General features: G+C 68.0%; 14 protein-coding genes. 9 read left to right on the top strand and 5 right to left on the bottom strand.

Annotation, left to right across the window (positions count from 1 at the left end; genetic code table 11):
* Positions 1 to 77 precede the first annotated feature (77 nt).
* Positions 78 to 299 carry a hypothetical protein gene (locus ACTMTF_RS48880; RefSeq protein ID WP_441116951.1) on the top strand — a complete coding sequence of 74 codons (222 nt, stop codon included), beginning with the start codon at positions 78 to 80 and terminating at the stop codon, positions 297 to 299.
* Here ACTMTF_RS48880 and ACTMTF_RS48875 read toward each other — a convergent pair.
* A complete protein-coding gene (locus tag ACTMTF_RS48875; protein WP_441116950.1) occupies positions 284 to 940 on the bottom strand; it encodes a hypothetical protein in 657 nt (218 codons plus the stop codon). The two genes, ACTMTF_RS48880 and ACTMTF_RS48875, sit on opposite strands and share 16 nt — an antisense overlap.
* A gap of 938 nt (positions 941 to 1,878) precedes the next feature.
* Between ACTMTF_RS48875 and ACTMTF_RS48870 the strand changes: the two genes are divergently transcribed.
* Positions 1,879 to 4,965, top strand: coding sequence for a Tn3 family transposase (locus ACTMTF_RS48870; protein ID WP_441116949.1), 3,087 nt, complete (start codon positions 1,879 to 1,881; stop codon positions 4,963 to 4,965).
* 6 nt (positions 4,966 to 4,971) lie between these two features.
* A complete protein-coding gene (locus ACTMTF_RS48865) occupies positions 4,972 to 5,409 on the top strand; it encodes a hypothetical protein (protein ID WP_441116948.1) in 438 nt (145 codons plus the stop codon).
* 83 nt (positions 5,410 to 5,492) lie between these two features.
* Here the strand turns inward: ACTMTF_RS48865 and ACTMTF_RS48860 are convergent, their stop codons facing one another.
* Complete coding sequence (locus ACTMTF_RS48860; RefSeq protein ID WP_441116947.1) at positions 5,493 to 5,597, bottom strand: helix-turn-helix domain-containing protein; 105 nt, start codon at positions 5,595 to 5,597, stop codon at positions 5,493 to 5,495.
* Positions 5,598 to 5,670: 73 nt separating this feature from the next.
* On the opposite strand from ACTMTF_RS48860, the gene ACTMTF_RS48855 reads away from it, so the two are divergent.
* From ACTMTF_RS48855 to ACTMTF_RS48845, 3 genes are all read left to right on the top strand, one after another.
* Complete coding sequence (locus tag ACTMTF_RS48855; RefSeq protein ID WP_441116946.1) at positions 5,671 to 6,804, top strand: FAD-dependent monooxygenase; 1,134 nt, start codon at positions 5,671 to 5,673, stop codon at positions 6,802 to 6,804.
* A complete protein-coding gene (locus ACTMTF_RS48850) occupies positions 6,804 to 8,339 on the top strand; it encodes a hypothetical protein (RefSeq protein ID WP_441116945.1) in 1,536 nt (511 codons plus the stop codon). The genes ACTMTF_RS48855 and ACTMTF_RS48850 overlap by 1 nt, the downstream gene beginning before the upstream one ends.
* 170 nt (positions 8,340 to 8,509) lie before the next feature.
* Positions 8,510 to 9,451, top strand: coding sequence for a tyrosine-type recombinase/integrase (locus ACTMTF_RS48845; RefSeq protein ID WP_441116944.1), 942 nt, complete (start codon positions 8,510 to 8,512; stop codon positions 9,449 to 9,451).
* Between the two features lie 24 nt (positions 9,452 to 9,475).
* Here ACTMTF_RS48845 and ACTMTF_RS48840 read toward each other — a convergent pair whose 3' ends face one another.
* Entirely contained in the window at positions 9,476 to 9,694 is a 219-nt protein-coding gene (locus ACTMTF_RS48840; protein WP_441116943.1) for a plasmid pRiA4b ORF-3 family protein, read from the bottom strand.
* Positions 9,695 to 10,519: 825 nt separating this feature from the next.
* On the opposite strand from ACTMTF_RS48840, the gene ACTMTF_RS48835 reads away from it, so the two are divergent.
* Positions 10,520 to 10,783, top strand: coding sequence for a helix-turn-helix domain-containing protein (locus tag ACTMTF_RS48835; protein ID WP_441116952.1), 264 nt, complete (start codon positions 10,520 to 10,522; stop codon positions 10,781 to 10,783).
* Positions 10,784 to 11,065: 282 nt separating this feature from the next.
* Here ACTMTF_RS48835 and ACTMTF_RS48830 read toward each other — a convergent pair whose 3' ends face one another.
* Together ACTMTF_RS48830 and lexA are read right to left on the bottom strand one after the other, a co-directional pair.
* Positions 11,066 to 11,389, bottom strand: a complete 324-nt coding sequence (locus ACTMTF_RS48830; protein WP_441116942.1) for a hypothetical protein — start codon at positions 11,387 to 11,389, stop codon at positions 11,066 to 11,068.
* Positions 11,390 to 11,507: 118 nt separating this feature from the next.
* A complete protein-coding gene (gene lexA, locus ACTMTF_RS48825; protein WP_441116941.1) occupies positions 11,508 to 12,167 on the bottom strand; it encodes a transcriptional repressor LexA in 660 nt (219 codons plus the stop codon).
* An 82-nt stretch (positions 12,168 to 12,249) separates the two neighbouring features.
* Between lexA and ACTMTF_RS48820 the strand changes: the two genes are divergently transcribed.
* Entirely contained in the window at positions 12,250 to 13,260 is a 1,011-nt protein-coding gene (locus ACTMTF_RS48820) for an NAD(P)H-dependent glycerol-3-phosphate dehydrogenase (RefSeq protein WP_441116940.1), read from the top strand.
* 135 nt (positions 13,261 to 13,395) lie between these two features.
* The coding region (locus ACTMTF_RS48815; protein WP_441116939.1) for a hypothetical protein at positions 13,396 to 13,758 on the top strand (363 nt) is incomplete at its 3' end.

Here is a 13,758-nt window from a genome sequence, read left to right as displayed (position 1 = left end):
AAGCGCCTATATGCAAGCCGCCGAGCTGCGTCTTCTCTCTCATTTGCGGCTGGTGACACGTTTCTTAACGGCATCCCATGATCGGCCACGTCACCGAGGAACGGTACGCCGCGCTCGTCGCCGGCGCCCGGGAGCTGGTCGCGACCATGTCACGCTGCCAGTTCGCGCTCGGCGACCACGCCCTGGAGATCGAGCCGATGCAATCGCAAGGCGGAGCGCACGGCCCGATTGGCCGGGCGTGCGCGCCTCACTGCAGCCATTATGCCTTGGCTATTAGTCGCATTTATGTGACCGAATAGGTGAGTCTGTAATGGCAGCCGTTGCCTTCGAAAATCGCTTGCATCACTCCCAAGCCTTTCTGGGATTCTCGGGCTGTGTGCGTTCCGAGGCTATCGTCCGGATCAATGGGTTTGGTATCTTCGTCGACCAATTCGATCCTCATGGGGTCCTGGTCAAAAGAGAAGCTCCTGGTGATGGGAACCGTCTGATGTGGTCCAATCAGGGATGCGCCCGAGTCCGGCCATGCGCGCCAGCCGTTTACCTTGATGTAAACTTCGTCTTCACCGCTGTCCTCCGTGCGGGAGCACGCGAGTTGGAGCAGATTAAGCTGGGTCATGACCGAGATCCCTTCTTGAGATGCTTGTTTCGGGTCAACTGAACGACGATTCGCCACACTGGCGATATAAGGGTCTAGGTAATGATACAGGACCGCGCGTCCCGGACCGCTCGCCCACGCGACCAGTGGTTCGATCTCTCTGGCTAAGTGCCCGACATGCATTATGATCACGCTCTGCGAGACATGACTATCGGACGGGCTCGAGTAAGAAGTAATCGCCGCTTGGCCATCGCAGCCATGTGCAGGCACTCCTTTGACCAGAAGAAGGATCGACGCCGACGGCTTTATGGCGAATTCAGACCAAGGTGCCGTCGGGCTTTCCACCCTCAATCCGAGTGATCCAAGCGCGCGAACTGCCGAGCACTGACCTTGGGTAGAGACGGAGGTCCTTTGAAGTGCAATGCCTGGGCGCCACCCCTGCGGCCAGGCCACCGACCCGCTCGGTGATCCGCAGTCGACGTGCGATCGCCGTGTTCTTCTCGCCTTGCGCGGACATCCCGGCCGCTTCTGGCCATGTCCGTTCCCGGCAATGCTGTTCCTGGGGGCTGAAGCCACGGCCCGCGCGTATCGCCGACAAAACTCATTTATGTTAGATAGAGCTCTCTAGGTGGGAGTGGCGAGGGGTGCCAGCGCGAGGAGAAGCGCGATTGCCTTCAGCGTGACCATGGGCAGGACGATAGGCGAAGCCCTTATCGAATCGCTTTACGCACGACCACCTGGACGCACACACCCGCCTGGGGCACCGAGCGGACCGCGCCGAACAGGTCTCCGAGACCTCGCCCTGGTCGCCAACATCTGCATCGCCGAAGAAGGGGCGCCGGTAAGAATCACGACATGAGCCCCAAACCGCGTTGATCTTGATGCATGCGTCGTTGATGCTGGACGGTCATGACACGTCCCCCGATGCACATCGACGAGCTGGTCGAGCACTGGACGATCCTGAACGAGGAACGTAGTTGCCGGCTGGGGACGCCTTCGGGAGGAGGACGCCCGGTCGGGGCTAATGACAGGTCCAGGTCATGCGGTGCTGTTGGAGCGGTCGGCCAGCAGTGCGGCCAGCCGGTCGGCCAGCGCGAGTTTCACCCCGGCAGGTCGGGGCCTGGTGCTCGTGGGCTCGGGGTCCGGGGACCCTACTGATGAGTAGTAACGCTAAGGATGGAATCCCTGCTCAGGGCGGGTGTCCGGTGTCGGCCGGTGCTGGTTGATCTCGGTTTGGGTGAACTGATCGGTAACTGATCGCTGTGTCCATAGCGTCACGGATTGTGGCGATTGAGTCGTTGTCTGAGGAGCAGGTCCGGCGGTACGGCGCGTTCGTGACGGACCCGACGCCGGAGGAGTTGGAGCAGTTCTTCTTCCTGTCTGAGCCGGCGTTGGAGGAGGCCAGGAAGAAGCGGCGGAAGCACAACCGCCTGGGCTGGACCATCCAGTGGGGCACCGTGCGGATGCTGGGGGCGTTCCTGGAGGATCCGATCGACGTGCCGCGGGTGGTGGTCGATTACGCGGCTGAGCAGCTGGGGATCGACGATCCGTCGTGCATCAAGGAGTACGGCGAGCGGGTGCCGACGCAGTACGAGCACGCTCGGGAGATCCGGGATCTGCTGGAGTTCCGGGACTTCGCCGATGCTGAGGACGAGGTCCGGACATATGTGGCCTCGCGGGTGGCCAAGACACGGGACTCGCGGCGGGAGCTGTTCGACCGTGCGGTGCTGCATCTGATCGAGAACAAGGTGCTGCTGCCGGGGATCACGACGCTGGCGTTGCTGGTGCGGGACATCCACCTGGATGGCCTTGAGGCGATTAACGCGGCGGTGGTGGGGCCGACGCCGCTGCACACGCGCAGGGAGCTGATCGGCACGCTGGAGGTGCCGGGGGGCAAGCGGGTCTCCACGTTGGAGTGGATGCGGACCCCGGTGGTGAAGCTGACCGGGACGGGCCAGGTCGAGGCGCTGGACCGCGCGTCGTATGTGCTCGGGTTCGGGACGGGCGCGATCGACCTGTCGGCGGTGGCGCCGGTGAAGCTGGCCGAGCTGGCCTCCTACGGGATGCAGGCGAAGGCCCCGAAGATCAAGAAGTTGAAGGGTGAGCGGCGGGTGGCGACGCTGGTCGCGACCGTGCGGGAGCTGGAGCGCTCCTCGGTGGACGACGCGCTGCTGCTGTTCGACCTGCTGATGTCGACGAAGCTGTTGTCGGGGGCGACTCGCAAGGGCAACGCCGAGAAGCTGAAGGCGTTCCCGAAGCTGAAGACCGCGGCCTCCCAGATGGCGGCCGCTTGGGCGATGGTGCTGGCCGGCCCCGCGGGCGAGGCCGCCTCGATCCCGGAGATGATGGTGGCGGTCGAGCAGGTCGTCTCCCGTGAGGACCTGGCGGCTGCGGTGGAGTCGGTGCGGGAGCTCCTGCCGCCGCCGGGCGAGGGCGACGACAACGACGCGGAGTGGCGGGCCGCTCTGGTCGACCGGTACGCCACGGTGAGGCAGTTCATCGAGATGCTGGCCTCGGTGATCCCGTGGGGCTGCACCGAGGCGGGCACCGACGTTTTGGCGGCGTTGCGCGGCCTGCCCAAGCTGCTGGCCGCCCGAAAGCCTGGCCTGGACCACATCCGCGGGTTCGAAGCCCTGGTGACGGGGTCGTGGCGGCGGCTGGTGTTTCACAACCCGAAGCTGGAGGCGCCGCTGATCGACCGCCCGGCGTTCGTGTTCGCGGTCCTGGAGCAGCTGCACGACGCGCTGCGGCGCAGGGACGTGTACGCGGTCGGGGCGAACAAGTGGGGCGACCCGCGAGTCCAGCTGATCGAGCCGCGGGTGTGGGTGCGGGAGCGGGAGGAGGTGCTGACCGCGCTCGGTCTGCCGGCCGACCCGCGCGAGCACCTGGTCGAGCTCGCCGAGATCCTGGATGGCGCGTTCAAACAGGTCGGCGCCGGTCTGGCCATGAACGACGCAGCCCGGATCGCGGACGGCAAGCTGTCCTTGGCGAGGCTGGAGGCCGCCCCGTTCCCGGAGGGCTACCAGGCCGTGCATGAGGCGGTGAAGGGGATGCTGCCGCGGATCGACTACCCGGACCTGATCCTGGAGGTCAATGCCTGCACCGGGTTCCTTGACGTCATGCCGCACATTTCGGGGTCGGCGGCCCGCCGCGATGACCTCGACCTGTCCTTGGCGGCGCTGCTGGTCGGCCGCTCCTGCAACATCGGGCTGATCCCGGTGGCCAAGCCGGGCACCCTGGCGTTGGGCATGAGCCGCCTGCTCGGGGTGGAGAAGGGCTACCTCCACGGCGAGGGCATCGGGAAGGCCTCGGCGGTCCTGGTCGCCGCGCAGGCGCAGATCGGCATCACCGCGGACTGGGGCGGCGGCCTGGTCGCCTCCACCGACGGGCTGCGGTTCGTGGTCCCGGTCCGGTCCCTGCACTCCCGTCCCTCGCCCCTCTACTTCGGAGTCGGGAAACGACCACGCGGGACAACATGGCTGAATACGGTCTCCGACAAGGTGATGGGCCTGGGCGGCCTGGTCATACCCGGGACGCTGCGGGACTCGCTGTACATCCTGGACGCCATCCACCGCCTGGACGCCACCGAGCACCCCGACATCATCACGACGGACCAGGGCAGTTACAGCGACATCGTGTACGGCATGTTCGCCGCGTGCGGCTACCAGTTCGCGCCCCGCCACGCCGACATCACCGACACCCAGCTGTGGTGGCTCGACCTGGCGCAGCTGAAGGGCGAGCTCACCCGCGACCACCGCGGCTCGAACGGGTGGGGCGCGTTCAACACCCTGCCGCTGCGCCGAGTGTCCATCCCCGCGATCATCGCCGAGTGGGACGACATGATGCGCGTCGCCGGCTCGTTGGCGACCAGCAAGGTCCGCGCCTACGACCTGATCAAGATGATGACCGCCGGTGGCCGCCTCACCGGCCTGGGCAACGCCTTCGCCGCCTACGGCCGCATCTTCAAGACCCTGCACCTGCTGCAGGTGATCCATGTGGAGGCCTACCGCCGGATGATCGGCACCCAGCTGAACATCGGCGAGTCCCGACACAACCTCGCCCGCAACGTGTTCTTCGGCAACCTCGGCCGCCTGACCCGCGGTTATGAACGCGGTATGGAGAATCAGCTCGGCGCGCTCGGCCTTGGCTTGAACGCGATCACCTGGTGGAACTCCCGGTATGTCGACGCCGCCGTCGCCCGGCTGGAGGCCGGTGGGCTCGGCGTCGGGCCAGAGATCCGGGCCCGGCTCCTGCCTCTGATGTTTGAGCACATCAACTTCCACGGCTCCTACCCGTTCCAACGCCCTGAACTGCAAGGACACCTCCGCGACCTACGCGACCCGAACGCGGTCGAGGAGTTCGAGGAGTAGCCGCCGGTGAACGACGCTCCTGACAACCTGGACGACAGCGCCGAAGCCGGGCTGGGCTATACCGTGCCGACCCGGCCGGACGGCTGGCCCGACCTGCTGCGGCGCCGGCCGCTGAGCAGCACTGAACGCGCCCGGCTGCAGGCCCGGCTGGAGGCCGGGCAGAAGGACGCCCTGGACGCGCCCGGCCCGTTCCTTGCCTATCTGACCATCGACGGCCTCGACCGCGAAGCCGATGCGGCCAAGGTGATGCGGTTGCGCGGCAGGATCCACGCCGCCGCCCGCACCGCCGCCGAACAGCGCGACACCACCTTCCACGCCACCGACTCCACGGTCACGATCGGCATCGCCGGCCCGGACGCGGGGCAGCGCATTGACCAGCTGCGCGCCGCCCTCACCAAGATCGCCACCAAGCATGGATGGATCATGCGTGACGCCCCACGTTGATTCGAATGTCCCCACCGGATGGCCTGCGCCAAGTCTGACCCTCTACACCACGAAAGACTCCTCCAGAGCCCCTGCAGCAGTGGTCATGGTCCTGGGCTGCTGGGCGAGTCGACCGTGAGTAGATCTCCGGGTTGGCAGGCCAGGACGTGGCAGATGCGTGTGAGCGTGCTGAAGCGGATGGCCTTCACGTGATCATTCCCGGCGGGTGCCCGATGGGCCGCGGAGGGTGAGTCATAGGGTGGCTAAGACCGGGGGAGCGTGATGTCAATGGGCCGGAGCGCCGTGATCGTGGGCGGGGGGATCGGCGGACTGACGGCCGCCGCCGCGTTGGGGCGGCGGGGGTGGGACGTCGAGGTCTGGGAGCGGGCCGCGGAGTTCGCCGAGATCGGGGCCGGGATCTCGCTGTGGCCCAATGCGCTGCGGGCTCTCGGTGAGCTGGGACTGGGAGAGACCGTACGGCGGCTCGGGGCCGTCGAGGCGGCCGGGGGCGTGCGGGACCGGGCGGGGCGATGGCTGTCCCGGACCGACGGGGCCGAGATCGAGCGGCGATTCGGGCTGCCCATGGTCGTCCTGCACCGGGCCGAACTGGTGCGAGTGCTGGTCGAATCGCTGCCCGCCGAGGTGCTCCGGGGCTCGACCGAGGTGACGGGCGTGCGGGAGGACGGTGACCGGGTCGTGGTCTCGCACCAGGGCGGGACTCGGCGGGTCGATCTGGTGGTGGGGGCCGACGGGTTGCACAGCACCGTGCGGCGGCTCGGGTGGCCTGCGGCCGCAGGACCCCGGTATGCCGGGTACACCGCCTGGCGCATGGTCAGCGGGCCGCTACCACGAGGCCTGGGCGAAGGGGCCGCCTTCTGGGGGCGCGGTGAGCGGTTCGGGTTCACCGCGATGCCGGGCGGGCGGGCTTACTGCTTCGCCACCGCGACCGTGCCGGCCGGCGGGGGTGCCGCCGGCGGAGAACACGCCGAGCTCACGCGGCGCTTCGGAGGCTGGGCCGATCCCATTCCGGCGCTGCTGGCCGCTGTCCCCGCATCCGACGTCCTCCGTCATGACATCTACGACCTGCCTCCGCTGGCCTCCTATATGAGCGGACGGGTGGCGCTGCTCGGGGACGCCGCACACGCGATGACCCCCAACCTCGGCCAGGGCGCCTGCCAGGCACTCGAGGACGCCGTCGTCCTGGCGGCCTGCCTTGACGAGCCCGGCGGCCTCGACCGCTACGACGGGCTGCGCCGGGCCCGCACCCAGATGGTCGCGCGCCGCTCCGCCCGCCTCGGCGCCATCGGCCAGCTGGCCTGGCCGCCGGCCGCCCTCGCCCGCGACCTGGTCGCCCGGCTCACTCCCAGCGCCGTGACCCTGCGGTCGATGGCACCGATCCTGGACTGGCGGCCCTGATGCCCGACTGGACTTACCACCCGCTGCGCGGCATCACGGCCGCCGTCCTGGGCGTCCGCCGGTCGCGGCGCGCGGCCCTGCACGCCCTGGCCACCCTGATCTCCCTTCCCGGCGGCCGCCGGGCCGTCTCCCTGGCGTTCGGCCACCGCCCCGCCCCGCCCGACCTGGCCGGAACGGTCGTCGGCGTTCCGGTGGCCTCCCGCCTGGGCGCGATCGTGCCGCCGGCGGTGGCACGCGACGCGATCCGCGCCCTCCCTACCCAGGGCGCCGGCTTCATCGTGATCGCTCCGGTCACTCCCGCCGACCTCCCTCTGGTCCGCGAGGCGACCGCGGGCCGCCGGTGTCCCGTCTTCGTTCGGTCCACCGACCCCGAGACCGCCGCGGCACTCGCCCCGCACATCGACGGCGTCCTCCTCGAGGACGCGCGGCTGGTTTCGGTGAGCGCTCCGGGGACCGCCGCAGCCCTGGCCCGGCTGCAGGACGGCGGGACCGTACTGGCAACTCCGGCAGTCCTGGTGACGGAAGGGCCCGGGTGGTTCCAAAGGGTGACGGAGGCGGCGACGCCGACGTATCCGGCGACGGGGTTGCGGGCGGTGGGGTGGGATCCCCGGCGGTGGCCCGCCTGGTGGTGGGGGTTCTGCGTCGGAGCCGGGATGATCGGCGGGGGGCTCGGAGCGGCGCTGATCACCCTCGGTCCCGTGCTGCTCTGGTACGACCGTGACTTCCTCGGCACCGATCTGGACGGGCTGCACCACATCAACCACCACCTGGTGCATTTTCTGCAGCACGACCGGATCACCATAGCCGCCACCATGGTCGCGATCGGGGTGCTCTACGTGGGCCTGGCCGTCGGTGGGATCCGGCGCGGCTGGCCCTGGGCCCGAAACGCCTATCTGGTGTCCGGCTACATCGGGTTCCCCACCCTCTTCTACTTCCTGGATTTCGGTTTCCTGGAGCCCCTGCACACCGCGGTCGCCGTCGTCCTGTTCCCGATGTTCGTGCTCGCGACCCGCCGCAGCCCCGACCGGCCGCGATGGACGCTCCAGCCCGACGGCCCGGAGCCCCAGCGGCTCCGGGCGCACCTCGGCCAGCTACTGATGATCATCACGGGCGTCGGGCTGTTCATTGGCGGCGCGGTCGTCTCCGTCGTCGGCCTCACGCACGTGTTCGTCCCCAGCGACCTGGTCTTCCTGCAGACCACGTCCGAAGAGCTGCAGGCCGCCAACGTGCACCTGGTGCCGTTCATCGCCCACGACCGGGCGGGTTTCGGCGGAGCCTTGATGGCCGCGGCGGCGGCGATCACCGGCCTGAGCGCCTGGGGCTGGCGCCGCGGCGAGGCCTGGATCTGGTGGACCCTGGCCCTCGCCGCCCTGATCGGCTTCCTCCCCCCGATCATCATCCACGCCCACGCCGGCTACACCGACTTCTGGCACTTGGCCCCCGTCTACTTCGGCTCCCTGCTGACCATCCTCGCCCTCGCACTGGCCCGCCCTTACCTCTGCAACAAGATGGCTTCAACCAACCGCTCCTCATGAACGTCTGCGATTGCGGGTCTATCTGGGCCAACTCTGATCTGGTTACGGGATAACCTTCGTTATCTGGCAAGAACAAGATCACATGACTATCGTGAGCTGGGAGCGGCCCGTCAGGGGCAGGCCGTTCGATTCCCAGTTATCTGGCAACTCGGCGAATGGGGGCCGGCGGCATGGATCCGGTGATCGTCGAACAGCTCGGCAAAGAGCACCCGCTCGCCCGACACCTGGACGACTTCCTCACCGACCAGAAGAACGCGGGCGCCTCCCCGCACACCCTGCGCGCCTACCGCGGCGACCTCCTCCAGTTCACCGCGCACTGCGACGGCGAGATCGCCGAGCTGACCGCACCGCCCATCCGGGAGTTCCTCACCGCGATCGGCGCCCTGTCGGCCGCGACCCGCAAACGCAAGCGCGCCGCCGTCGCCTCCTGGTGCAAGTGGGCCATCCGCCACGACCTCCTCGACGCCAACCCCATGGACAAGATCGACACCATCAAGGTGCCCAAGAACCTGCCCCGGCCTGCCGCAGCCGCCGACGTCACCCGCGTCCTCAACTCGATCTGCAGCAGGCGCCCGCGCAAAGACCTCCCGCTGGACCGGCTCCGCGACCGGGTCCTGTTCGAGACGATCTACGTGTGCGGAACCCGCGCCGCCGAAGCCTGCGTCCTGGACCTGGACGACTTCGACCTGCGCCAGGACGACGAACACGTCCGCATCCACGGCAAGGGCGGCACCGTCCGCACCGTCCTGCTCGACGACCGCGGCTACGTCGCCCTCCTCAAGCTCTACCTGGGCCGCGCCGGCTACCGGTTCGGACCCGCGTTCCGCGCCAGCATCAACGGGACCAGCGGGCCGCTGTCCTACGACGCCGCCCACCACCGCTGGGAGAGCTACTGCGAAGCGGCCGGGGTCGACATCGAGATCCACCAGCTCCGGCACGCGCACGCCACCGAACTCATCAACGCGGGCGTCTCCATCGAGGTCGTCCGCCGACGGCTCGGCCACGCATCCACCGAGACCACCCAGCTGTACACCCTCCTCGCCGATGCCGATGCCGATGCCGTCGCCGACACCGAGATCCGCGCCGCCCGCCGACGCCGCGACCGCCGCTGACCTGCAGCTCAGCCCTTAGCGTTACTACTCATCAGTAGGGTCCCCGGACCCCTTGTCGCCGTACTCGGCATCACCCTTGCCGAACAGGTGCAGATGATGCTGCTCCCAGCCCATCGCGACCTGGATCACCTCGTGCAACTGGTCCAGGGTCGCCGTCGACGGCAGATGGACGCGCCGCCACACCGGCGGGTGAACCTCGCGCAGCGTGACCTTGATCTGGTGAACGGTGCTCGCAGTGCCCACGACGGTCACCGTATCGGCGCGATCATCACGGAATCGGCTGATGCACACATTCCAGCCTGGCACGCGGGTCGCCGATGCCAGGGCGAAGCAGCTCTCCATGACGCCGCCGGAAGGCTGCCACGCCCGACACCGGAAATCTCCATTGGCCACAGTAGACATTTGGGTCCGCTGGGGCTAGTGTTTCTGACATCGCAAGGACGGATCGACCGGGCAGCGGAAGTATGGGCACCACGATGAACTGCCCGGAGCTAGATGAGAGTGCACGTTGATGGCAGAAGGTCGGACGTGACGGGCCAGCGCAACGGTTAGGGGCCCAGATCGTGGACGCGCTGCCGAACAGGTAATCGCAGTTGGTTGATGGCAGAAGGTCGGACGTGACGGGCCAGCGCAACGGTTAGGGGCCCAGATCGTGGACGCGCTGCCTGCAGGTGAAGTAGGGCAGTAGGTCCGGAAGATAGAGATGAAGGGAGTGTTGAACGCCATCGGGATCGCCCGTTGCCGGCTGAAGTTCGCCGCTCGGGTACCGCAGTTCCACAGATGGGAAGGTGGTCTACGGTCACGAATCCGCGATCCGCGCATCACCGCCGTTCAGCACGGCGGATGCGGAGAACAGTACGCCGGCCTGATGGCCGGTAGATGGTGTTGAACTCTTCGGGGCCCCGGCGCGACAGGCGTCGGGGCCCCTGTGCGCGTTACGGAAAGGAATGTATGGATCAACGTCGCTCGGCTGCCGAGGGTGACACGATCACTCGCGGCAGGATTACTGATACGGCCGCATCCACGGCCGAAGACCGGTTCGACGATGAGGACTTCCCCGCCTACAGCATGGGTGCGGCCGCCGAGATGCTCGGCGTCACCCCGACGTTCCTGCGGGCTCTGGGCGTCGCCGGACTGATCGAGCCGAAACGCTCCGGCGGCGGGCACCGCCGCTACTCCCGCTACCAGCTGCGCCTGGCGGCCCGAGCACGGGAACTGGTCGACCAGGGCACCCCGGTGGAATCCGCCTGCCGGATCATCATCTTGGAAGACCAGCTCGCCGAGGCGCTGCGCATCAACGCCGAACGCGAGCGCGCGGCCGCAGACGACTAGCACCCGCGACTACGTCACCATCGTCGCCCCGTGCTGTGGCCTGGTCTTGACTGCGCTGACTGGCCTGGGTGGCGAGGTTGGACAGGACGTGCGCGGCGTAGGCGCGGTTGCCGGAGTGGCGGGCGAAGCTGAGCGCCTGTAGGGGTCCCGGTAGTAATGGCCGCGAATCCAACGATGTTGCTGTTGACCTGTGGAGACTCCTTGGAAAAACGATCACGTGAACGGCAGGCCAGGCTCGATCCGTGCAGGTCAAGCCCATATTCGTTGGATTTTCCGCGATTGCTACCGGGACCCCTTCTGGCGCAGGCTCTCGATTTCGGTGGCCAACACGGCCATCTCGCGCACATGGGTGTAGTACTTGGTCGCATACTCGTCGTCGATCATCGGGAGGACCTTTTCGAACACCGACGTCAGCCGCGTCAGGCCAGAGCGAAGCTGTTCGCTGAGCGGGCCTGCAAGGACGTCTGCGGCGATGCCGTAGACGCCCGCGTCGAGCATCACCATGTCCTGGTCCTCGATGTCGAGGCCGCGGCAGCCGGGTGGGAACGGCATGGCCATGTGCTCGGCCATCATCTGCGAGAGCACGTGGAGCTTCTCTTTCAACATGCGGGAATCCTCCCAGGGCACGCGGGCGTCCCCGAGTGCGGTTCGCGTCATTGGACCGCACGTCCCTGCACGCCGGCAGACGAAGCGCTGCCGGCGGCCGCCCTGCGGAGGCGGGTGCTCAGACGCTGCGAAGTACCGAGACCACGATGCCCAGCACCACGGCGCTGTCGCCGTCGATGACGTCATAGAGGGGATTGCGCGGTTCGAGATGGACGTGCCCGTTGCGTCGGCGGTACACCTTGACGGTGGCCTCACCGTCGATCATCGCGGCGACGATCTGACCGGAGTGCGCCTCGGGCTGCTGCCGTACGACGACGATGTCGCCGTCACAGATCGCGGCGTCGATCATGGAATCGCCCCGCACCCGAAGGCCGAACACGTTGCCGCGACCGGTGAGGCCGCGGGGGAGTGTCAGCGTGTCGTCCACATACTCGTCGGCCGGGATGGGACTGCCTGCGGCGATGTCTCCGACCACGGGCACGGTCACCAGGTCGTCGGCCGGTTCAGGCGGCGAGGCTCGCAGGAACCGACGCACGTCGATCGGCCGGGTCATCGTCGTGCCCCGGCGCAGGAATCCCTTGTCCTCCAGGCTCCTCAGGTGCTTCGAGACCGATGAGGACGACCGCAGCCCGACCGCGTGGCCGATCTCGCGTGTGCTCGGGGGGTACCCGTGTCTGACCACCCAGTCCCGGATCGTGACCAGGATCCGTTGCTGGCGCTGCGGCAGGGCCGAGAAGTCCAGGTACTCGAACGTGTCATGATCGTCGTAGGTGGTCACATGCGCAATGCTAGAGGCCGGGCCGAGGACCGCACTCGGCTATCCATGCGCGTAGCCGGCACCCCGACGAGAGGACCCCGCAGTGAGCCAGCACCGCGCCCGCGCTGCGGTCTTCTCGGCAGGGTCGTGGGGCACCGCCCTCGCCAAGATCCTGGCCGACGCCGGCACCGCCGCCATCGTGCACGCCCGCCGGGACGAGATCGCCGAGGCGATCAACACGACGCACCGCAACCCCGGCTACTTCCCGGACATCGAGCTGCCCACCGCCATCACCGCGACGACCGACCCGGCCGCCGCGCTGGCGGGAGTGGACTTCCTGGTCCTGTCCATCCCCGCACAAACCCTGCGCGCCAACCTCGCCGCGTGGGCGCCGCTCATCCCGCCCGACGCCGTCCTGGTCAGCCTGATGAAGGGCATCGAACTGGGCAGCGGCAAGCGGGCGAGCGAAGTCATCGCCGAGGTGACCGGCATCAGTGCCGACCGGATCGTGGTGCTGTCGGGCCCGAACCTCGCCCGCGAGATCATGGACGGCCAACCCGCCGCCGCCGCTATCGCCTGCACTGACGAGAACGCCGCCCGCCGCGTCCAGCAGGCGTGCCACACCCCGTCGTTTCGTCCCTACACCAATCGCGACGTCGTCGGCGTCGAGCTCAGCGGCGCGGTGAAAAACGTGATCGCGCTGGCCGTCGGCATCTCGGCGGGCATGGGCATGGGCGACAACGTCGCGGCGACGCTCATCACCAGAGGCCTGGCCGAGATCTCCCGCCTAGGCGCGGCACTCGGCGCCGACCCGCACACCTTCGCCGGGCTGGCCGGGATGGGCGACCTGATCGCTACCTGCACCTCACCGCTGTCGCGCAACCGCACCTTCGGGGAGAACCTGGGCCGTGGCACGCCCCTGGACGAGGTCGTGGCGGCCACCAAGCAGACCACCGAGGGTGTGAAGTCCTGCGAGTCGGTGCTGCAGCTGGGCCGCAAGCATGACGTCGAGATGCCGATCACGGACGTGGTCTCCGCCCTGTTGCACGAGAAGATCGGCCTTGAGGAGGCTGCGGCGGCGCTGATGCAGCGGCCCCCCAAGCCCGAGCGCTGACCCCCGGCGCTTTCGTCCCCTAACCGTCCGATCCAGCAGCGCAGCGGAATCTGATCTGTCAAGCAGGGCTATGTGGCTTGGCGGTAGATATCGGCTGGCCGGTTCCGTGAGGAACCTGGACAATCGCCTATCGTGATGGGGATCTCTGGCTTCGAGCCGACCTTTCTCGTCGGACTTGAGGCCGTCCGCGAGGAACACGGGCCAGGTCTGGCCGCGCTTGGTGGCCGACGTCTCACAGGGTTCGCGCTCGTGCGTTTTGTCGAGGACGGGGACTGGTTCGCCGACTGCCCAGTCGTCTTGGACTTCGACGGCGTCCAGGCGGAGATCTGCCACGGGAAGTTCGATGAGCTGTCGATCAGCTGGAACACCATCGACACGACGGCCGCGATCAGTGGCTGGGAGTGGTTCGAGCTGACGCCGGCGTGGTCCAGCGCCGACGAGCGGCTTGAGCCGTTCGTCGGCCTGGAACTGCGCGACGTTGCTCTGCTCCAGTGGCGG

The sequence above is a fragment of the Nonomuraea sp. ZG12 genome (assembly GCF_052068115.1).
Classification (GTDB): domain Bacteria; phylum Actinomycetota; class Actinomycetes; order Streptosporangiales; family Streptosporangiaceae; genus Nonomuraea.
This window is presented reverse-complemented; position numbering and strand designations above follow the sequence as displayed.